The organism is Rhodospirillaceae bacterium, from assembly GCA_028819475.1.
Lineage (GTDB): Bacteria > Pseudomonadota > Alphaproteobacteria > Bin65 > Bin65 > Bin65.
In genome coordinates this window covers 24,638-45,951 of the sequence record JAPPLJ010000023.1, presented here as the reverse complement: position 1 = coordinate 45,951, position 21,314 = coordinate 24,638, and the positions used below count along the sequence as shown (strand labels likewise).

Sequence of the window (21,314 nt, the reverse complement as noted above, 5' to 3'; positions counted from 1 at the left end):
GTTCATTTGCACGCCAAATCATGCCGGGAGGCAGTCCTGGGCAATCCGAACCTTCCGACCGAACTGCTCCGCACCTTCGTTACGGTCATCGACCTCGGCGGCTTCACCAAGGCCGGCACGGTCCTGGGGCGGACGCAGCCCGCGATCAGCCTGCAGATGCGCCGCCTCGAGCAGATGGTCGACGCCAAGCTCGTTCATCTGGTCGGCCGCAACCTGCAGCTGACCGAGCAGGGAGAAATGCTGGCCGTTTATGCGCGCCAGATCCTTTGCCTGAACGACGAAGCGGTCGCCCGGTTCACAAGCCGGAACGCCGCGGGAACGCTCCGGGTCGGACTGCCGACCGACTATGCGGTGGCGTTTCTTCAGAGAATGATGACCGAGTATGCCGCCGGCCACCCGGAGGTCAGGCTGGAGATCCGCTGCGAGTTGAGCCGCGAACTTCTCGACGATCTCAGGAAGGACGAGCTCGACATCGTCATCGCCATGACGAGCGAGGGGGTTGCCCAGTACCTTGCCAGGGCGTGGGTGGAACGGCCGATCTGGGTGACCGCCGCGAAAAGCACCGTACACAAGAGGCAACCGCTTCCGATCGTCGTGCACCCGGAGGGCTGCGAGTACCGGAACCGGATCATGCAGGCCCTGAATTCGGCTCAGCGCGACTGGCAGGTCGCCTATTGCAGCCCCGGCATATCCGGTCTTCAGAACGCCGTTCTGGCCGGGCTGGGCGTGAGCGCGCTGACCAACAGGACCTTTCTCGACGGCATGAAGATATTGTCGAAGCGGGACGGTTTCCCCGCGCTCGCCGATATCCGGGTCGGCCTCTACTACAAGCACCCCCGCCAGACCGAGGCCGGCGTTCGCCTGGTCAACCACATCATCTCCAGCCTGGACGACGCCGGAGAACCGGATTTCAGACGGGCCGAGCGCCGCTAGGGCCGCCCCGACAGCGGCCCCGATTCGCTAACGGGATACCGAAATCGGGGCCCGGCCGGAATATCATAAATGTCCTTAATGGCAGCATTAGGACAATAAATTATTAGAATACAAGGGTCGCCCATATCCTGCAACAAAGGAGGTTCCGTCGTTACCAACATTCGTAGCGGGTTGTATCGGTGCCTCCAACGAATCAGACAGGAGATGGCGATATGTCAGAGCGAAATCCAAGCTCGAGAACCCTCGTCACCCGCCGGCGGTTTCTGCATGGAACAGCGGCTGCGGTCGGCGGTGCGCTGGCGGCGCCGTATGTCGTCAGCCGGGCATCGGCGGCGCCGACCGAGGTCAACATGCTCGCATGGTACGGTCATGGCGAGCCCGACATTGTCGGCGCTTTCGAGAAAGCCAACAATGTGAAGTTCAAGCCCAAATATTACGCCGGTGGCGACAACATGCTGGCGCTGATCGCCCAGTCGCCCCCGGGCACCTACGATGTCATCCTCTCGGACGCCGAGTTCGTGCAGCAGTTGAACGCGGCCGGCTACATCGAGCCACTGGACCCGAACGACTACCCGTTCGACGATATGCTGCACGACGACTTCACGAAGTTCCCGGGACACTGGGACGGCGACAAGCTGTTCTCGATGATGGTGCGGTTCGGGCACCTGGGCGTCAGCTACAATACGAAGGCGATCTCGGCCGAAGAAGCGATGAGTTACAAGTGCTTCTGGAAGCCCGAGGTGAAGGGCAAGGTCGGACACTTCGACTGGCACCTTCCCACTCTGGGCATGATGAGCCTCTATAACGGCAACGGTGCGGGACTTTGGGATCTCGACGACAAGAAATGGAAGGCGGTGCAGAAGACCACCATGAGCCTGCGCCCGCAGGTCGGCGGTTTCTTCGACTACGGCGGCACCTTCAACAGCCTGAAGAACGGCGAGATGCTGGCCATGTGCGGCATCGGCGACTGGATCACGGGGGTCCTGCAAAAAGACGGTGCACCGGTCGCTTCGGTCATTCCGAAGGAGGGCGGCATCCAGTGGACCGAGAGCTATTGCATCGGCAAGGGCTCGTCCAAGGCAGGCATCGTCAAGAAATTCATCCAGTACATGCTGAGCCCCGAGGGCCAGGTGAAATCGGCCCAGATGGCCGCCTATCCTGCCAACTGCATCACCAAGGGCGGCCGCGCGGCGCTGGTTGCCGCGGATCGGGCAGAGGCCGAGCGGACCAACCAGGTGAACGGGAACCCGATGGACCCGATCGCCCTGATCAAGAACGGCCGCATCCACTACCGCAACATTCCGGTCAAACAGTCGCTCGAGGATTGGAACGACTTCTGGTCCGAATACAAGAACGCCTGATTTCGGAGCGGTCGCGTCCGGGACCTCCGGCCGGGTCCCGGACGCTACAATTGAGGGGCTGCCCGCCGAGATCATCCGCGGGCGGTTCGGCCAGGGCGTGGCGGCCTTGAACCCGCAACGCCCCTTCCGCATGTCCGGGCGCGCGTCATGAACCGGTTCGCGCTCGCCTTCCGGCTTCCGATCATCGTGTGGCAGGGGCTCTTCTTCCTCGGCCCCCTGTTTTTCATGATCGCGATGAGTTTCTTCCTGGTGAAGAACTATCGCATGGAGGAGGCGTTCGAGCTCAAGAACTGGGCGCGGATGCTGACCCGGGGTTATGTGTGGGACAGCTACTGGTACACGCTGGGCCTGGCGGCCTCGGTCACGGTGGTGGCGACGCTGGTCGCATTTCCCGCGGCTTTTGCCCTGGCCTTCCGGGTCTCGGAGGCGACGCGGCGCTGGGCGATCTTTCTTCTCATCATCCCGTTCTTCACCTCCTATCTGGTGCGCACCTTCTCCTGGTATGTGATCCTGGCGGAATCGGGGGTGATCAACGCCGGTCTCGGCACCGTCGGCCTTGGCCCGTACACATTGCTCAACACGCCGGTCGGCACCATCGTCGGTTATCTGACCCTGTTGTTGCCGCTGGTCGTAATCCTGCAGACCATCGCCCTGGCGAACATCGACCGGAACCTGGTCCAGGCCGCGCGCAACCTGGGCTGCCCGCCCGCGCGCACGCTGTTCGCCGTGATCGTGCCCCTGGCGATGACCGGGCTCATCATCGCGGCGCTGTTCTGCTTCATCCTGTCGTTCGGCGACTTCGTCGCGCCCTATTACCTGGGCGGGTCCAAACCGCCGACGCTGCCGATATTGATCATCGACACCACGAAATCCGGTCAGCAATGGCCGCGTGCGGCCGTCGTCGCCGTCATGATGATGCTCACGCTCTTCGCGATCGCGGCGACCGCCATCTGGCTGGCCTATCGCAAGAGGTCGGCGGCATGAGCGCCCGGATCGCGACCGCCCTTCTGCTCGGCTGGCTGCTGCTGGTCTTCGTCTTCATCTTCGCGCCGATCCTCGCTTCGGTCGTCTTCTCGTTCAACTCGGACCGGTTTCCCACGATCCCGTTGGGCTCGTTCACCACCCGCTGGTACGACACGATCTTTGCGGACCCCGAGATCGGCGAGGCCGCCCGCACCTCGATCGTCGTGTCGCTCTCGACCTCCGTTATCGCGACGACACTGGGCTTCGCGACCGCCTATACCGACTATCGCTACAACTTCCGCTTCAAGGGGCCGTATCTGGCGCTGATCCTGCTGCCGCCGACGATTCCCCTGATCATCATGGCGCTCGCCATGCTGGCCTGGCTGTCCTGGATCGGGGCGTCGGGCCAGCTCTGGTCGATTATCATCGCCCACTCCGTCCTGACGGCGCCCTTCGCCATGGCGATCATCCGCCTGCGTCTGAACCAGATCGATCCGAACCTCGAAGCGGCGGCCTGGAACCTGGGCTCTTCCGAGTGGAAAGCGCTGCGGTCGGTCATCCTGCCGTTCTGCCGGCCGGCCATTATCTCCGCCGCCTGCCTGACCGCCGCCGTTTCCTTCGACGAGTTCGTGGTCGCGTGGTTCGTAAGCGGTCTGAACAAGACCGTGCCGGTGATCATCCTCGAGATCGTTCAGGGCAATATCGACCCGCAGGTGAACGCCATCGGGTCGCTGGTGTTCCTGACCTCGATCACGCTGGTGGTCCTCGCCCAGGTCTTCTTCATCTCCCGGATCAGCCGCACATGACAGAGCCGCTCGTCATCCTCTCAGGCGTGGTCAAACGGTTCGGGGACTTCACGGCCGTGCACCGTCTGGACCTGGAAATTGCAGCGGGCGAATTCGTAGCGATCATGGGCCCGTCGGGCTGCGGCAAGACGACGACGCTGCGGATGATCGCCGGACTGGAGGTGCCGACCGAGGGCGAGGTTCGCATCGGCGGACGGCTGATGAATGCCGTGCCGGTTCACGAGCGCGATACGCCGATGGTCTGGCAGTCGCTGGCACTGTTTCCGTTCCTCAACGCGCGGGAGAATGTCGAATTCGGGCTCAGGATGCGCGGGATCGGCGCCGCCGAGCGGCGGCGGCGTGCGGTGCAATGGCTGGAACGGCTGGAGATCGGCGAATTCGCCGACCGTAATGTCGAGACCCTGTCGGGCGGACAGCGCCAGCGCGTGGCCCTGGCGCGCGCGCTGGTGACGGAGCCGCAGATCCTGTTGCTCGACGAGCCGTTGTCGGCGCTGGACGCCCATCTGATCATTCGCATGCAGGGCGTGCTGACGCGCCTGCAACGCGAACTCGGCATCACCTTCGTCTACGTCACGCATTCGCAATCCGAGGCCTTCGCCCTTGCCGACCGGGTCGTGATCATGTCCCAGGGCCGCATCGTCCAGGTCGGCGAGCCGCGTGAGATCTATCGGGCGCCGGCGAACCGCTTCGTCGCTGAGTTCGTGGGCCGGAACAATATCCTGAGCGGCACCAGCCGCGGCGACGCGATCGAAACGGCGCTCGGCACCTTCCCTGCCGCCGGCCTGCCGGCGGTGGATGAACCTGCGACCCTGGTCGTCGCCGCCGACCTGGTCCGGATCGGCCGTACGCCGTCCGAGGGCGCGATTCCGTGCACGCTGATTTCCGAGGAATTCGTCGGTGCGACGGTGACCCTGTTTCTGGAAGCGGCGGACGGGACCGAGCTGAAGGCCCAGCTCCCGGAACGTGCGCTGGGCGACCTCAACTTGGACGCCGGCGGCCGGTTCCATCTCAGCTGGCCGGCCGATGCCGGCCACGTCCTGGCCGAAGGCTGACCGGAGACGCCTATCAACTGGACGTCCTTTCCGCCCAAGGCCGTGACATCCGTCCCGAACAGCTTCCCCACCATGAAGGACCGCAGGAATGAGCCTGACCGACACCGACCGCAGGATGCTGCGTATCGCCTACGAGGAAGCCAAGGCCGGGTTCGACGAGGGCGGCTGCCCGATCGGCTCCGTGCTGGCGCGCGGCGAAAGGGTTGTCGCGCAAGGCCGGAACCAGCGTGTGCAGCAGGGCGATCCCATCGCGCACGGCGAGATGGATGCGCTGCGCAAGGCGGGCCGGCAACGGACCTACCGCGACACCACCCTCTACACCTCGCTCTCGCCCTGCATGATGTGCGCGGGCACCATCGTCCAGTTCGGCATACCCCGGGTCGTTATCGCCGAGAATGCCACCTTCGGCGGCAACGAGGCGTTCCTGCGCGAACGCGGCGTCGAGGTGATCGTTGCCGACGATCCGGACTGCATCGCCCTCATGACCCGGTTCATCGAGGAACGGCCCGAACTCTGGGCAGAAGACATTGCTGAAGACTGATTGCCGGTGACGGACGTGGGGACGTCGATGTCGGACGAGTTCGACAGTGTCATGGCGCACGAAAACAGGCGGGACGACCTGATGGCGGTTGCACGGGCGGTCAGGCGTCTCGAACCGAACATATCGGGAGATGGGTGGCGCGGTCCGGTCCGCTCCCGGCCGACGGGGCCAAGCGGAATGGCGTCGTCGAAGTCTTCGCAAGGTGCCTGCGGGAAACCGGCAACTACTTGCGCGACTGCGGGCTGATCCTGTGGCCTGCGATCGCCTGTCGACTGTCGTCGTCTGGCTTCGAGGCTCTCTCGTGGACTCCTTCCGCCTTCGAGGAGGCCATCCGGTATGGGGCTTCGACTACCCGGCGACATCCGCAATCCGGTTGACGGCGGACTTGAGTGGGTCGTTGGCGAATTGGGCGTAGCGAGTCGTCATGTGTACGTCGGTGTGGCCCAGCAACTTGCCGATCATCAACAGCCCCTCGCCGACCAGCAGGCCGCCGCTGGCGTAACTGTGCCGTAGATCGTTTAGTGTTCGTTTCTGTGGTCTGGGATCCGTGACCGGCGGGTCCTAGGTGGAGGCCGAAATTCCGTTGACGAGGTCATGAAATTCCAAGCGTCGTCGCGAGGCTGAATTCGATCGGTTGCGGCACGATGACGGACGCGCCAGGATCGGTGCGAAGCAATTAGGGAAAGTCAAATGGATCAATCAGTTAGGCGGATTCTCTTGGACGGCCGCGACCATACTGCTGTAACTCGCATATATGCGAACGTCCGCGTAGGCAGCAATAGTTGCTCAAGGCCCGCTCCAGAGTCTTGAAGGACGAGGTAGCCGCGCAGAGCGAGGCGGTCGCCAGGCCCGAGATCTCGGTCGAGACGGCGAGGTCGAAACTCGTCGATGCAGACCTGCGCCCACCGTTCTCTGGCATCATCGCCCGGCGTCTGTCCTAAACTTCGCCAACGTGCAGGCGATGCAGCCGGTCGCCCTCCTGCACAAGCTGAGCACGCTGATGCTGTTGTTTGACGTCCCTGCACCGGATGTGACTGCGCTTGGCGGTCAGGTCAGCCGCCAGGAGCAGTCCGTCCCCAAGGGGCCCTCTGCAGGATTACGCCAGCAAGCGGCCGACTATCAGGCCGCCGACTTTGGCCTTCGGGACGACACTTGGTGCACCCGACAATGCTTACCCGCTGCTTACCCGTTGCTTACCCGAAACACTCAGAGCTTAGAGAGTGCCACCTAAGTCATTGAAAACATTGGAGGACGATCGGGGACTCGAACCCCGGACCCGCTGATTAAGAGGCGGCGCAAATTCCTTTGTTTTCAAAGCGGATTTACAAATTCCGCCTCAAATGCGCCCATTGAAAATAAAGGGTTTGCGGGCGGACTGTTAAACTTTTTCGGTCCCTTCCGCAATCTCATACAGACGGCGCGGCCCACAAAAAACGCCCCGCCGGCATCGACCGACGGGGCAATCTTTAGAGGACAGCCCACCCCAATAGAGAGCGTCATCAATGGTCAGGATAGCAAAAAATCCACCGCCCGCCAAATCCCGCGAATCGGGCGGAAACATCCGCTCGCGCGCCGGCCTGCGAGGCTACGACCTCGTTGCCGCCGCCGTCCGTTTGGTCGAGCGCGGCGCCTTGAGCGATCGGGACGCCGGATGCGTCCGTTCCATCGCCCGCCATTGGAGCGAGCGGGGAACGACCGCCGGACAGGACCGGATGCTTTCCGCCATCGTCGCCAAGGCCAAGCCGGCGAGCAGGGGTGCCCCGGCGGGCGGGTATGTCCCGGCTCCCTCGCCGTACCGTCGGCCCTGGTGGCTCGATACCAGCTCGCTGGCCCAGCACCGGCGCGGCGTGAAATCGGGATGCGTCCGCCGACACCGGACTTACGAACGCGACGCGCGGATCGCGCGCTGGATCAACCGGGGGCACTACACCGTTCGCCAGGTCGCGCGCCATACTGGCCTCAACCCCTCGACCATTTCGCGAATTGCCAGCCGCGCCCGCGGCGGCCGCGGATTTTGGACCGCCCTGCGCCGGTCGCTCCCCCGGGTGTTGCGTCAACCTTCTTGGAACACGCAGACCGCTTCAGGCCCTCCGCCTTCCGCCCGGCTGCCCGAGGCGGTCGGTCCGCGCAACACCACCGGCCTGTTCGACTCGCTGATGGCTTGGACCGGGCTTCGAGCGGTGCGGCAATTGCCGGATGCAGCGGTATTCCGGGAGGCGGAGCGATTGAACGGGCTGTTGTGCGAACCGTTGAAGGTGGGCCGCGTCCGGTCCGTGGCCCGGTCGGTGTGCCGGTATGTGGCCCGGTCGGTGTGCCGGTATCGAAGCCGGTTCGGGGATGGCGGCTAGGCAGGGCGGAAAGGGGCGATCTATGGGAGAACGCCATGGAGTGGCGGTTTCCTTTGCCTTCAAGCACTTAGCTTGTCCAACCCCCAAAATCGACCCTTTGAAAACAAAGGGGAATTTCGCGGGTTGTCCAACCTTTCCGCGGGGGTGCGGGCCGCGGCCTGACCGGCTTGGCCAGCCGCGACCCACATGGGCGGGATGTAGTGCTGTCGGGAACGGGACAGTCATAAGACGCTGGCGTGTGGGATGCAAGTATCGGCCCACCAGGGGATGTGTCAAAGGCCGGCCCGAGATCTAACTTGCCGAAACGAGAGCGACAGCATCAAGCGGCGATCGCGAAGGCGGGCGGTGCAGAGCGGGTGACACGGCGGGAGGTTCCCGTTGAAGCAACTGCAAGCCGGGGGCGAACCGAAGGACCGATACCGTCCTTGCGCCCCGGCCGCCGAAAGCGATGGCGCGGCTCCGTCCGGCCTATCCTCGGCGAAGATCTGTCCCGGCTCCTCGCCGGGATAGATCCCGTGCGCCTCCGCTCCGACGCTCACCGTCCAACCTTTCTCTCCGGTCTTGTCGCTTCCGACACCGTTGCCACACGGTCTGGGCCGGTTTCGGAGGGGCAATCGAGACGAGTTGGCTGTGAGAATGAAAGTGGCAGACACCCAGAATCACGCGGGTCGGCGGCGGCCGAAAAAGCGCCGCGCGACGAAGGACGAACCGGCGCATCGAACCGGCGCCGGCCGTGCCGTCCGGGCAGCACCGGCAGCAGAAGAACTGTCCGGCCCGCCGGTCGTCCAAGTGGACCCGGAACCGATCCGTACCGCCGCTCCCCGGACACAGGCCGGTAAGCTCGCGGCCGCGGCGCTTCAGGCCAAGCGCCGGCGCCGGCCCGCTATAACGGGCCTGCCTCATAAAATGCCCTCCTCCTCGGCCTGCTCGATCGCATCGGCGAGAAATTGCAACCCCTCTCGCTCGCTTTCCTCGGCTTCGCGGGCGACGTCCAGTGCGCCCGCCGGCAGGTAGCCTTCAACCGCGTCGCGGACGATCCCGCGCAGCACGTTTGCCGGCATGGCCTCGGCCTCGACTGTCGCCGCGATGTCCAGACGCCGCCGCTCGGTTCCCTTCCGCGGCTTCGTCGGGAGGTCGTATTCGGCAATCTGACCCTCGTTGATCGCGACGCGCCGGAAATCGAGCTCGACCTCGAGATGTTGGCGGAGTTCCATCTCGATCGACCGATCGATCAGCACGCCGGCGGGATCGTAGTCGCCGACATAGATGACCACTGCCCGGGGCGGCCGGCGCCAGTTGATGTCTTCCGCAGCCTCGTAGCAAAGCGTTGCGGAAGCGAACCCTCCGCTCGGGAAGAGTGAGACCGCCAAGGCTTGGCAATCGTCCTGAAGCACGCCGGCGATCGACCGGGATTCGCACCACACTTCGACTCGCGGCAGGTCGTCGGTCCACAGGTTTTGCCGGTAAAGCCCCTGCATCCGCCGGATGAAGTCGGCCTGGCCGTTGAAAGTCGACACATGGAACCCGCGCCGCGTCGCGTCGGCAATCCAGCCGTAGGGGATGGAACCGGAGCGCCGGAGCGCCAGGCAGCGGCGCTGCACGCGCTGGTAGCCATTTTCGGTTTTCTCGACCGGTGCCGCCAACCTGGGATCGGTCATGCGGTAAAAGACATGTCGAACGCTTTGCGGGTGATCGGCGGCAAGCACATCGACGATCTGCCCGTCGAGCACCGCGAGAGCGGCTGCAGTCCATCGGTGCCGCAGGCTACTCGGCATGGTCCCCCGCCTCGGCGCCGCGGGTGCCGGCTAGCTCCCGGGCCTTCGCGGCCAGTTTCAGTTTCAGGTTGCGCTCGTACGGGCTGGTCGCTCGCGCGGCCTGCCGCTCGAAGACCCGGGCGAATAGGATCATCGGGGCGCCGTTGTCGTTGGCTGGCGGCGCCGGCATCAAAACCCCGCTGCGTCGTCGCGGTTTTCGGTCATCAGCCGTCATTTCCGCCCCTTTGGGGTCAACATGAAACACTAGAACCAATATTGAACATTTTATGCATCTTGACAACGGGTCGGGCGACTCTAAATTTCACCGATAATTACAGTTATCGTTGATAGAGCCAATACCATGACAACCGCTCTCGCCCTCGCGACCCTGCCTGCCGACCGCCGCACGGCCGCTGCGCTGGCGCTTGAAGCCCGCGCACCGAGCACCCGCCGAGTCTATCGGTCGGCACTCGCCCGCCTCGAACGCTTCCTTGATGGCCGGCCACTCACCGATGCGACGCTTGCCGAGCATGTCCGGGCGCTCGCCGCGGACGGCATGGCTCCGGCTTCGATAGGACAGGCCGCCGCCGCCGCCGCCTTCCTCGCCAGGGTCGCCGGCTGGCCGAGCCCGCGCGGCTCCATGACGGCCGACGCACTCAGGATCGCCCGCCGCGACCATGCCGACAGAGGCAGGGGCCGGGCGCGGGCAATCACCGCCGAACAGGTCGCGGAGATCATCGCCATCGCCCGCAAGGAAGGACGGACGAAGGATGCAGCAATCGCCGGCGTGCTGTTTCAGGCGGCGCTGCGGCGCTCGGAAGCCGCTGCGCTCGAATGGCGCGACATCGAGCCGGCAGCCGATGTCCCCGGCGCGATGCTCATTCGGGTCCGAAGCAAGAAGACCGATCAGAACGGCGAGGAAACCGACATCCGGCTGGTCAAGAACGGCGCGGCTGGTGCGCTCGCTGCGATCCGACCGAAAGACGCGGCGCCAACGGACAAGGTGTTCGTCACCGGCACGGGGCGCGGCCGTGGCGGTCGCGCTGGCCTGAACGCCCAATCCATCGGCCGCCGCTTCACCGCCGCAGCGCGGGCTGCCGGCATCGAGGGCGTGACGGCCCATTCCGGGCGGATCGGCCACGCCAGCGAATTGACGGCGCGCGGGGCGTCAACAACCGAAGTCATGCTGTCCGGCGGATGGAAGACCGCCCGGATGGTCGCGCACTACGCTGCCGGTGCGAAGGCCAAGCGCGGCGCCGTCGCCAAATACCTCTAGACCGAAGGGAATCCCCATGCAGCGCACTCGAAACCGCGTCGCCGAACAGGTCGCCCTCGGCCATACCCTGCCCGATGCGCACCGCATCGTGGCGCTCGCCACGGTCGCGCACCATGCCGACACGGCCGAAGCGACAGCCGATGCACTGGCGCAGATCAAGGCGATCAACGCCAGACTGGAGCCGGCCCGATGAAGCGGCGGGACGGCCTCTGCCTCGAACTGCACGATCCGGCCGATCATCACCGGGTCATCAATCTCTGGACGCTCGACTCGGCCGCGACCGCCGCCGTGCTGGCGGTGCTGCGCCGTGAAGCCGCTGCCGGCCGCGCCCGGTGAACCTTCGACGGCCAGCACCCCAAGACCGTCATCGACGGCACACCCACGCCACTTATCGAGAACTGCCCCTCGTATCTGGATGGGGTAGGGTAGAGAATTGGGCAGCTCCGGTCGCCCCTTCCTTTTCCGGCGCTGCTCTGGCCGCGCTCGCGGACAACGGCACAGGCAATCGGCCGCGAAGGCGACGAGAACCACTGAAAGGAGTCCAAATTCGGCGGTTTTCTGCTGGTTTGCGCCGATTTGCGCCCGGCCCTGGTCCGCTTCCCGACCGACACCCGGCCCCGGCTCGGGCGCCTCCGCTGCGGGGTGGGGTAGGGCATTGACGCGCCGGTCGGACCGTGCTTCATCCGGCCCGCGTCCCGACAACATACGCGCCGCCGCGACCGGTGCCGCCGGTCCCGGTTGGCGAGCATGAACCGCGGTGGAGCCTTCGGGCGGCTTCCGTAGCCGAACTCGGCTCTGCCGGGGCGCGCTTCCCCTACCCCGGTCGATCAGCTCCTCCGGCCCAGTGCCACAGGACCGCGCCAGCGCCCCGATTCAGCGCCGCTGAGCCGCCGTGCGGGGTTTCGAGGGTATCTTCCACTGTCGGAACGCCGTTCCGGCCGTCCTGCGCCGCCGCTGGCACGCCCGGCGCACCGTTGACGGCCGGTCCGCCCTCCCGGTTCGGTGCAGGCGACGCACAAACCGGCCCGATCCGCCCGCCAACCCCCGATCTCCCACCGCGTGACGGCCGCTCTAGCCTCGATCGTGGGTCACGGCACGAGCTATCGACCGCGAAGGCGGCGACAGCACCGGCAGGACCGCCCGTCCCAGACCGATCCGCCCCGATTCCGCCCGCTGCCACCCCGGCGACGCCACCGAAACCGGGCGGACTGCACCAAGCCGGCATCCCCGATGGCGAAAACCCGAATATGGGACCATTTGGCCGGCGATCGGCGGGGGGCGATCCCGATTTCGGTTTGGTCGTGGGAGGGACCCATGGTCTCCCCGCGTCTCCCTTCCCGGGCCTCGCGCGGGCGGCCGAATCGGGGTGGGGTGGGGCCATGGACACCGCACGCCAGACTCCGACTGAGCCGGGAAGAGGTCGACTGTGCTGCGAGAAGGCCGGAATGTGGTTCCGGGCTGGGCGGCGCTCTGTGGGAAATTGACCCCCACCCGCGCCCCAACCTAGCGCACCGTCCCCCGGCCCGGTCGCGGTAACCAAAATTCCCCAGATCGAGGGGAATTTCTGTCCCGCCCCGCGCCGATCCGGTCGGCCCGCCTCGCCTCCGGCCCGAAACCGAACCCGCCCGCCGGCCACCCCCAAACCCGCCAAGTCCACAATCTACGCCACGCCCCAAACCAAAAATAGTTCCAATTTGGAACTATTTTCGCCTCGTCCGCCTGCAGCTCGGCCGCAGCCCCGCCCCATCCCGGTCCCGCCCGCCGATCCGGTCCGGTCGATCCCACCCACCCCCCGCCCATCCGTGGCCGGCCCGGTCAAACCTCCCCACCAATCCAGTCCCCATCCCCTGAAAACGCCGCCTCATCCCCACCCACATCCGCCCCGCCACCGCCTCAACCCACGCTCAACCCGCTCGCCCCGCTCATCCCCACGCTGCCCCCGCCTCTAACTCACACTGTCCCCACGCCTGTAGGGCTGAATAGGGCGAGGAGGGCGAGGGGAGCGGCTTCGCGGCGCGAAATGAAGGCGCGCCGCGCGGTCGGCAGGCTTGACAAATGAGCGATAAGCCCCATTAGCGCGCATATGGACCGCGGCACTGCCGCCGCTCACGGTGGGGAAAAGGCCAAAATGGGACCAGCGAAACCGGCGCCGGGCGGGGGGATGCCGGAATTCGGATTTTCCAGCGGAGGGACCCATGGTCTCCCCGCATCCCTCTTCGGGACGGCCTCGCGCGCGGAGGTTCCAGGGTGTGACACCCCATAGGTGTGACACCCCGGGGACGGGAGATTGGGGATGGCGATCAGCGCTGAGAAGGCCCGGGTTTATCTGACGCTTTCGGAGGGGCTGGTATCGCGTGTCGAGGCGGCGGCGTTCCGGTTTGGGGTGACGAAGTCGGCGGTGGTTGAGGCGGTGGTGGATCGTCACTTGAAGAGATTTTCGGCATCGTCGAAAACGGACAAATTGTCCGTTTTGGAGGAGGGCCAGGATGCGCGGACGGCTCGTTTGCAGCGTGAGGCCCGGGAGGCTCAGGTGCGGCGGGATGCGTTGATCGGGGGCGGGCGTTGAGTTCGGTTCTGCCCTGGTCGGTTGTGACGGAGGTTGCGGAGAGCGACCCGCGGTCGGGTTCGGGTTCGGGCGCCTGGTTCCCGGGCCGGGTGGAGGGTCTGGTTTTTTCTCCGGACGCGGCCGGGGCTGTGTTGCGGCAGCTTCACCGGCGCCATCGCATCATGCGGAAGGAGCACCGGGTCGATCTTCTCCAGGGCCAGCCCGGGGCGGTCCGTCTCCTGCCGTTCCGTTTGCGCCGGCTGGGCGGCCACCGCAGTTTCGGAAAGCCGGTGTATGCGGCCTCGGTGACGGCGGCGATGGGGCTGGCTTCGACGGAGTATGGCGAAGACGGCTATGCGGAGGCCTGCGACGACCTCGATGTGTTGCTTGCGCTGGACGAGGTGGAGTTGTGGCGGCAGTGCCAGTACGTCTGGCCGGACGAGTATCTGCGGGTGCGAGTGCCGGCGCTATATACGAGGCAGGTGAACAAGAGGAAGGCGGATCGGACCGAGACCGATTTGAAGCGTCCGATGCGGATCTCGACCTGCTATGCGTTACGGCTGGCGATGATGCTTCCGTGGTTCGGGGCGCCAGCGGGCAACAAGAACGAGCTGGGCGGCGCGACTGCGGACCGGCGGGAAGGCCGGCGGCGGGCCCATGCCCGGCACGACGACAACATTTCCAATTTTCTGGTCGACGACATGTTCGATCGCTTCGGCGAGCGCCTGGTGCCGTTTTCGGCGGCCGAGACGTCGCTGATCGAGCGTTTCGTCCGGGCTTACGGGCTCAAGGCGGAGGGGATGACCTGGCGCGAGATCGCCGGGCTTTGGGAGGCCGGCCCTGAGGGCGCCACCCGGGCGCGGCTCGATCGCGCCCTGGGTATGGCGGAGATATTCAGCCACGGACCAGCGTACCGACCTTGACGGCCTGATGTCGGATCTTGTCGGCCGCACAAGTTCGTCGGCGGATGTTGAGACGATGGTGGAGCGGCTTCAGGGGGTGCTCAACGTCCGGCATGCCGACATGTTCGAGGGCCAAGACGGTAAAGGCGCCGGAGAATTGGCCGGGGGCGCCGACCGGCGCGCTGATTCGGCTGAATTTCAACGAGAACTCCGGATCCTGGAACTTCGGCTTCATCGACCAGAGCAAGATCATCGACCTGATCTCGCGCCTCAAGGGGCTCTACAAGAACGAAGACGTGGTCGACAACCCGCTCGAGGTCGCGCTGTCGCGGGTGCCGCGGGAGGACCTCAAGGAGATCGGCGTCCACCTTAAGCGGTTGATCAAGGACGCTGCCCCGAAGCCCGGCCCACGCAGGCCCTACAAGAAACGAGTTTCATACTTACCCACCACCTAGGACTCGGCGAATTCGCTCGGGCACAGCGCGTAGTCGGCGGAGATCGTGTCGGGGTCGGCCATCTGGTGTTCCGGAAGGACGGGAACGCGGCGCGGTTGCCCTCACCGGGCGCCGGCCTCACTCCGCCGGCAGGCTGGACCTCCTCTCTCTGTGCCCGAAAACGGGGCGCCGGCGTCCGCGACCAAGGGCGCGGCGGTCCGATCGGCCGGGACTGGGCGTCGGGAAAAGGCTGGCTGCGCTGTGAGAGGGCCGGATTGCGGTTCCGGGCCGGGCGGCGCTCCGTGGGAAATTGACCCCCGCCCGCGTCCCGACTTGGCGCACTGTCCCCGACCCAATCCCGCACCCAGGATTCCGCCAATTTGACGGGCGAACAGGCAGCCCCCCGCCCGGCCACCCGCAAAGGCCGGGAGATTTCCCAAACTTTGGGAATTCCGCCCGACCCCAACCCCGCCCCGCCCCAAACCTGGTGCGCCGTCGCCGGCGCGCCGAACCCAAAATACCCAAACTTTGGGTAATTCTTGCCCGCCCCTGCAGCGCCCCGGCCCCGCAGCTCGGCCCGCCCCCGCCGAACCGCGACACCCTCGCCGCCATCGCCGAGCACTGCACCGTGGCAGGCTCGATCTCGTCGAGGTCAATCCGACCCTGGACGTCGGGACCGGCGTCACTTCCTACCTCGCCGCGCACACGGTGCTGGAGTTCCTCGGCAACATCTGCCGCCAGCCGCGCTGGGAGCGCCACCGCGAAGCCCGCGCCGCAGCACGGGGCTGAATCTAGTGGGAGTTCGCTGACTGCCGGCCTGCGTCGACAAGGTATCCGATCGGACCCCAGGGCAGTTCCCGACGGAAGGGCGGGAAGAGCTGGCGGCAGTCCCGATGGCAATCGGGGACGAGCAGCAATCAATTCAGTCTGAATAGAATGAATTGACAATAATCGGTTCCGAACCGTCGGTCTGGATGTCCCCGGATGCGCAGCGGGCGTGCCGCCGCCTCGGATGTGCCGCTCAGGGATCTGACCCGTCCGGGTGCCGGCGGCTAGAGTTCCGACAGCACCTTGCGGATGACCTCATCGGCGATCTCCCGGTCGACGCCGACATAGTAGTGCTCGGTGGTGCGCAGCCACTTGTGGCCGAGCTGGCGGGCGATCAACTGGAGCGGCATGCCGGCGTCGCGGATCCGGGTGGCGTAGGTATGGCGCAGCCTGTGGAAGCTGATCCCCCTGGTGCGTTCGTCTTGTTGCGCCGCGGCGTAGAGCTGTCCCCACATGGTGGAGCGGGTCCATTTGCGGCCGTCGGCGCGCCGGACCAGCCAGTCGTCCTCTGCCCGGTTGACCCTGAGCGCCTCCAGGAACCGCCATCCGGCTTCGGACAGGACGACGGTGCGGCCCGGGCTGCGTTTGGCCGGCGGCACGACGAGCTTGCGTGTCGCTGCGATCAGGTCCCGGCAGCGAAGGTTGGACAGTTCGCCGAACCGGCATCCGGTATGGAGCGCAGCGTCGATCAACCGCCGCAGTTCCGGCGGGGCGTTGCCGCGCAGGACGTCGATGGCCTCCGGGGAGATCGCCTTCGGCGCCGGGGCCTGGGCGTGCCGGAAGTAGCCGACCCGGCGCCATTCGGCGTCCGAGTCGATCCGGCGGTTGACGAAGGCGAGGGTGAGCGCGGCGCGCAGCAGGGCGAGCTGGCGGTTGAGGGTCGCCTTGCGCCGGCGCACCCGCTCGAGCGGATGAAGGTCCTGGTTACGCTTCGTCTGCGCCGGTTTGGCGAGCGCCGTCGACAGCCAGCGCGCGATGTCTTCGGCCCGGAGATTGCACAGCGGGACAGCGCCGAGATGGCGGGCGACCCGCTTCGCGATGTTGAACTCGTTCCTCGACGTTCGGCCCGAGGGTGCATGGCGGCGGAGATAGTCGTTGAGGGCGTGGGCAACCCTGTAGGCATCGTCGCCCGACGGAACGTCCAGGAGCCGGAAGGCCGGTTCGGGCCGGTCTTCCGGAACGGCGGATGCGGCCTCTTTTTCGAACCAGCGCCGGGCCAGCCAGGTCGCGTCTTCGTGCGACAGGAAGCCGTAGGGGCCGAGTCGTTTCTTGCGGTAGCCGCCGCCGTCCTTCAGGCGGAGGCGGGCATGCCATTTCAGCGGACGCCCGGTCCCGGTGCAGATCGAGAGGCCAAGGGCGCGGCCGCGGCCGAGCGCCATCCAGTAGGGTTCGGTCCGGGGCGGCAGCGAGTCGATCTCCCAGGGATCGGAGAGATCGACCGCAGCGGTGCGCACGCGCCTGCCGCGCGGAGCCGGAGAAGCGTGCCGTTTGGTCACCGGGAGGAGAGCGTCTGCGGCATGAGAGAAGAACAGTTCGATATCGCGGACCGCGCGGTCCGGCGGAAACTCGCCGCGCGCCCCGATCCCTATTGGCTCACCTTCGCCAGTCACCGGTCGATCGGCTTCGCCAAGCGGGGCGCCTGGACCTGGCACGCCCGATTCCAGTGGCCGGACGGCGCGAGGCGCAGGAAGATCGTCGGCGTCGCCGCCGACTCGCCCTGCGACCGGCCCGGCCTCGAGCGCCTGACCTTCGACCAGGCGCTGGGCCGGGTCAAGCTGTGGTGCGCCGAAGCCCAGGCCACCGGCCGGGACTGGCGGCGGCACCGGCATCCCCCTCTGGCGCCGCCCGAGGCAGGCGGCGCCTATACGGTGCGTCACGCCTTCTGGGACTGGCTGGAGTGGCGCCGCAGGGCCGGTCTGCCGCTTAATCCCTACCGCACGACCTACCGGCGCTATCTCGGTGCGGAGCTCGGGTCCCTGCCGCTCGCCCAGCTCGAGCAGCGGGACATCGTCCGGTGGCGCGACCGGATCGCCGCGACACCGGCCTGGGACTCTGCCGTCCGCTTCCCGCATATCAGCGAAGTCGAGACCGGCAGCGCACTGTTCGAGGCGATCCGGAGGCGCAGGAAGACGGCCGACAATCACCTGGTGGCGCTCAAGAACGCGCTCGACCATGCCCATCTGCACGGCCTGATCGACTCCTCGATCGGCTGGCGCGGCGTCCGGCTTCTCCCATACCTCGGCCGCTACCGGCCGCCGGTATTCGAGCCCGAAGAGATCGAGATGCTGATCGGTGCGCTCGATCCGCCGGTGCGCCATCTGGTCGAGGCGGTCTGGCACTCGGGCGCCCGCATCGGCGAGATCGTCGGCCTGACCCCGGAGCGGGTCCTGGCCGACCATCGCAAGATCGTCGTCATCGACACGAAGAAGCGGACCGCCCGCGGGGTCGCGCTGACAAGCCGCGGCACGGCATTCTTCGCCGGCCATGCGGAGGGCAAGGCCCACGGCGCGCCGGTGTTCCGCAATCCGCTTGGGGCGCCCTGGACCGTGCAGCGCGCCGGCAACCAGCTGAGGAAGGAACTACACCGCATCCGCTGGCCGGAGCCGGTCACCTTCCGGGCCCTGCGCAGTTCCTATGCGAGCTTCCTGACCGCCGGCGGCGTGCCGCCGGCGGTGGTGGCGCGGCAGCTCGGCCACTATTCCAGCATGACCACGGAACTCCATTACGGCCATATCTCCGAGTCGGCGGTCGACGCGATGATCCGGCAGAAGATCGACCGGGCCGATCTCGTCCCGGCCTCGTGACAATTGCAGCCATTGCCCGTCCGTCGGGTCGCCGCCACATCCACGACCGGTCCACCATTAGAGGAATACGGATGCGTGCCCTGCGCCTGATCGAGGAAGAGCAGTTGAGCTTCGACGAGGTCGCCGATCCGCCGCCGCCCGGCGACGGCGAGGTGCTGCTGCGCATGCAGGCCCTGTCGCTCAACCATATCGACCTGTTCGGCGTGCGCGGCATGGCCTTCGCCAAGCGGGCGCTGCCGCTGATCGTCGGCGTCGAGGGCTCGGGCGTCGTCGAGGCGGTCGGGCCCGGCGTCGATCATGTCCGGCCCGGCGATCTCGCCATCGTCTATCCGGGACTGTTCTGCGGCGCCTGCCGGCGCTGCAGGGCCGGGCAGGAAAACCTGTGCGAGGAAATCGGCGGCATCATGGGCTTCCATGTCGACGGGCTGGCCCGCGAACGGCTCGTCGCCCCGGCGGCGCGGGTGCTGAAGGTCCCGGACGGCGTGAGCGCAGTGCAGGCGGCCTGCACGACCGTCACCTTCGCCACGGTGCAGCACATGCTGTTCGACAACGCGCAGCTGGAGCCGGGCGAGACCATCCTGGTCCACGCCGGCGGCAGCGGCATCGGCTCGACCGCGATCCGCATGGCGAAGGCGATCGGCTGCACGGTCATCACGACGGTCGGCAGCGCGGACAAGGCCGAGAAGGCCGCCGCGCTCAGCGCCGATCATGTCATCGACTATCGCGAAGAGCGCTTCGAGGGCCGGGTCCGGCGGCTGACCGGCCGGCAGGGCGTCGACGTCGTGTTCGAGCATGTCGGGCCGGACACCTGGCCCGGCAGCCTGCTTTCGCTGAAGCGCGGCGGCCGGCTGGTGACCTGCGGCTCGACCAGCGGCATCTCGGCGCCGACCAACCTCTATGCGCTGTTCCAGCAGCAGCTCAGGATCATCGGCTCGTTCGGCTCGTCGGTTCGCAACTGCCGGGAGAGCCTGGACAAGATGGCGGCCGGCCTCCTGCCCGTCATCGACAGCGAGATCGCCCTGGCGGACTTCCCGGCCGCTATCGAACGCCTCCGCAACCGCGACGTGTTCGGCAAGATCGTTGCGACGTTCTGAGCGTGGAGACGGGGTCACGGGCAGGAACCGCACCTGCACCACGACTGTCACCCGGGCCGATGCCCGGCGATCAGATCTGCGCCCTCTGGGTCAAGCATGACCAAAGATTTGCCGGGCCGATCGGCGGCCCGCAAGACGCTCACGCGGTCCCGCCCACCGGGCTCAGCGGCCAGGAGCGGCCCAAGGGGCAGTTTTGCCCAACACGACTATTTTTTGTTGGGCAAGGAACGGTCCGCGAGATCGTTACGACCTTTTGAGCGGGGGCTCGCAACCACGGAGACCGGCAATTGATTGAGATCCTAATCTGAGCCTTTTTAACAGTATGATTAATGAAGTTATTGTATCCTGGATGTATCGCCACCAGACTTCCCGATGATGCCTCGAACGTCTGTAGCCCTAGGAATTGTGAACCCCTCATCAAATTCCGGGCTTGTCGATTGCGCCCACGAGTTAGCCCATGACTGCGCCGGTTCTCCACGTTCAACAAGGACAGCGCATGAGTATGTGCCGCTATTGCCGAACAGGTCCAATCAGCGATTCTCAGCCGTCGTTCGGCACGCCGCCTTGAAATTGCTCAGTGAGCCTACTCTTGATTTCGTTCGATCCGTGGGGGCTAGGTGCGGCTGCCGAACGCCGTGGGGCTCCTACCCGGCATCGAACCGACGGAACAGCCGCTTGGCATTACCCTGCTCGACATCGGCGAGGCTGGTATCGTCGAATCCTCGATATTCTTTCAGGCGCCGAACGCTTGCTTCAACGACCGCTTCCGGAACGAAGGCATAATCCGAACCGAAGAGTATCTTGGACGGCCCCGCGAGTTCTCGCAGACAACTCAGGGGGTAGCGCGACGCCGACAGGGCGGTGTCGTAGTAGAACCGTCTCAGATAGTGCATCACGCCTTCGGGCAACCGGTCGCGATACTGCGGCCGCTTCTCGAGCTGGACCAGGCGCCAGGCGATGTAGGGCACGGTCCCGCCGGCATGGGCGACAATCAGGTCGACTTCGGGTGTCCTGTGAAGGGTGCCCGAATAGATCAGCTCCGCCACCGCCCGGGTCGTGTCGTAAACGAAATCGACCAAATACGGCGGCACCGGGCTGTGCGCATCCTGGTCTTCGGGAAGCCGGTCCGGGTGGAGAAAGACGATTGACCGCCGACGATTGAGCTCGTCGAACAGATCCGCGAAGCGCGGCGCGGCGGGCCGGTAACCGCCCCGGATGCTCGACAGCAGGATAACGCCATCGAGGCGAAGCGTGTCGAGCGCGTATTCGAGCTCTTTGAGAGACGCGTCGACGTCGGGCAGGGGCAGTATTGCGAAGCCGCCGAATCGGCCCGGATACCGGTCCGCCAGTTCGGCGACGAACTCGTTGCAGCGCCGCGCCAGCTGCTGCGCCGAAGCTGGATCGCCGAAATGCACGCCGGGCGCCGAGATCGAGGCGATGGCCATCGCGATACCGTGCCGATTCATCACCTCCAATGCTCTGTCGGCTGTCCAATCCACAGGCAACGGCGCGCCGCCGCCTCCAGTCACCCCAACGCGCGCCAAAGCCTCGACGTAGAAATCGGGCACGACATGGTGATGGACGTCGATGCGGGTGAGCGCGGGCGGTTCAGATGCGATCATGCTCCACCGGGGTAATTGACGAGGCGGTCTCTGGCCAGTGCCAGCAGGAAA

19 protein-coding genes are annotated in these 21,314 nt (G+C 66.1%); 15 read left to right on the top strand and 4 right to left on the bottom strand.

What is annotated here, in order from left to right:
- Positions 1-6: 6 nt before the first annotated feature.
- The 7 genes from OXM58_05875 (at position 7) to OXM58_05845 (ending at position 8,004) form a co-directional block, all read left to right on the top strand.
- Positions 7-933, top strand: a complete 927-nt coding sequence (locus OXM58_05875) for a LysR substrate-binding domain-containing protein (GenBank protein ID MDE0147880.1) — start codon at positions 7-9, stop codon at positions 931-933.
- Positions 934-1,145: 212 nt separating this feature from the next.
- Complete coding sequence (locus tag OXM58_05870) at positions 1,146-2,294, top strand: spermidine/putrescine ABC transporter substrate-binding protein (protein MDE0147879.1); 1,149 nt, start codon at positions 1,146-1,148, stop codon at positions 2,292-2,294.
- A gap of 147 nt (positions 2,295-2,441) precedes the next feature.
- Positions 2,442-3,278 (top strand): ABC transporter permease, encoded by an 837-nt coding sequence (locus OXM58_05865; GenBank protein MDE0147878.1) that lies wholly within the window; start codon positions 2,442-2,444, stop codon positions 3,276-3,278.
- Entirely contained in the window at positions 3,275-4,063 is a 789-nt protein-coding gene (locus OXM58_05860; protein MDE0147877.1) for an ABC transporter permease, read from the top strand. Before OXM58_05865 ends, OXM58_05860 begins: the two co-directional genes overlap by 4 nt.
- Positions 4,060-5,115, top strand: coding sequence for an ABC transporter ATP-binding protein (locus tag OXM58_05855; GenBank protein MDE0147876.1), 1,056 nt, complete (start codon positions 4,060-4,062; stop codon positions 5,113-5,115). The genes OXM58_05860 and OXM58_05855 overlap by 4 nt, the downstream gene beginning before the upstream one ends.
- 88 nt (positions 5,116-5,203) lie before the next feature.
- Positions 5,204-5,656: a nucleoside deaminase gene (locus OXM58_05850; protein ID MDE0147875.1), complete on the top strand. Its 453-nt coding sequence runs from the start codon at positions 5,204-5,206 to the stop codon at positions 5,654-5,656.
- Between the two features lie 1,502 nt (positions 5,657-7,158).
- Positions 7,159-8,004 (top strand): helix-turn-helix domain-containing protein, encoded by an 846-nt coding sequence (locus OXM58_05845; protein ID MDE0147874.1) that lies wholly within the window; start codon positions 7,159-7,161, stop codon positions 8,002-8,004.
- Positions 8,005-8,903: 899 nt separating this feature from the next.
- Here the strand turns inward: OXM58_05845 and OXM58_05840 are convergent.
- Together OXM58_05840 and OXM58_05835 are read right to left on the bottom strand one after the other, a co-directional pair.
- Complete coding sequence (locus tag OXM58_05840) at positions 8,904-9,734, bottom strand: hypothetical protein (GenBank protein MDE0147873.1); 831 nt, start codon at positions 9,732-9,734, stop codon at positions 8,904-8,906.
- 34 nt (positions 9,735-9,768) lie between these two features.
- Positions 9,769-9,912 carry a hypothetical protein gene (locus OXM58_05835; protein MDE0147872.1) on the bottom strand — a complete coding sequence of 48 codons (144 nt, stop codon included), beginning with the start codon at positions 9,910-9,912 and terminating at the stop codon, positions 9,769-9,771.
- 207 nt (positions 9,913-10,119) lie between these two features.
- Between OXM58_05835 and OXM58_05830 the strand changes: the two genes are divergently transcribed.
- The 6 genes from OXM58_05830 to OXM58_05805 all read left to right on the top strand — a co-directional run bounded on the left by OXM58_05830 (position 10,120) and on the right by OXM58_05805 (position 14,936).
- Positions 10,120-11,034 carry a tyrosine-type recombinase/integrase gene (locus OXM58_05830; protein ID MDE0147871.1) on the top strand — a complete coding sequence of 305 codons (915 nt, stop codon included), beginning with the start codon at positions 10,120-10,122 and terminating at the stop codon, positions 11,032-11,034.
- A 16-nt stretch (positions 11,035-11,050) separates the two neighbouring features.
- Entirely contained in the window at positions 11,051-11,227 is a 177-nt protein-coding gene (locus OXM58_05825) for a hypothetical protein (protein MDE0147870.1), read from the top strand.
- Positions 11,224-11,370, top strand: coding sequence for a hypothetical protein (locus tag OXM58_05820; protein ID MDE0147869.1), 147 nt, complete (start codon positions 11,224-11,226; stop codon positions 11,368-11,370). Before OXM58_05825 ends, OXM58_05820 begins: the two co-directional genes overlap by 4 nt.
- A 1,957-nt stretch (positions 11,371-13,327) precedes the next feature.
- Positions 13,328-13,600: a hypothetical protein gene (locus OXM58_05815; protein MDE0147868.1), complete on the top strand. Its 273-nt coding sequence runs from the start codon at positions 13,328-13,330 to the stop codon at positions 13,598-13,600.
- Between the two features lie 161 nt (positions 13,601-13,761).
- Complete coding sequence (locus OXM58_05810; protein ID MDE0147867.1) at positions 13,762-14,502, top strand: hypothetical protein; 741 nt, start codon at positions 13,762-13,764, stop codon at positions 14,500-14,502.
- Between the two features lie 92 nt (positions 14,503-14,594).
- Positions 14,595-14,936, top strand: a complete 342-nt coding sequence (locus tag OXM58_05805) for a hypothetical protein (GenBank protein ID MDE0147866.1) — start codon at positions 14,595-14,597, stop codon at positions 14,934-14,936.
- 1,031 nt (positions 14,937-15,967) lie between these two features.
- Here the strand turns inward: OXM58_05805 and OXM58_05800 are convergent.
- The gene (locus OXM58_05800; protein MDE0147865.1) at positions 15,968-17,239 is read right to left on the bottom strand and encodes a site-specific integrase; all 1,272 of its coding nucleotides are present in this window, start codon (positions 17,237-17,239) and stop codon (positions 15,968-15,970) included.
- A gap of 21 nt (positions 17,240-17,260) precedes the next feature.
- Here OXM58_05800 and OXM58_05795 point away from each other — a divergent pair, with 21 nt between their 5' ends.
- Together OXM58_05795 and OXM58_05790 are read left to right on the top strand one after the other, a co-directional pair.
- A complete protein-coding gene (locus OXM58_05795; GenBank protein ID MDE0147864.1) occupies positions 17,261-18,547 on the top strand; it encodes a tyrosine-type recombinase/integrase in 1,287 nt (428 codons plus the stop codon).
- A gap of 71 nt (positions 18,548-18,618) precedes the next feature.
- Complete coding sequence (locus OXM58_05790; GenBank protein MDE0147863.1) at positions 18,619-19,641, top strand: zinc-binding dehydrogenase; 1,023 nt, start codon at positions 18,619-18,621, stop codon at positions 19,639-19,641.
- Between the two features lie 644 nt (positions 19,642-20,285).
- Here OXM58_05790 and OXM58_05785 read toward each other — a convergent pair.
- Complete coding sequence (locus OXM58_05785) at positions 20,286-21,263, bottom strand: amidohydrolase family protein (protein ID MDE0147862.1); 978 nt, start codon at positions 21,261-21,263, stop codon at positions 20,286-20,288.
- Between the last annotated feature and the right edge of the window lie 51 nt (positions 21,264-21,314).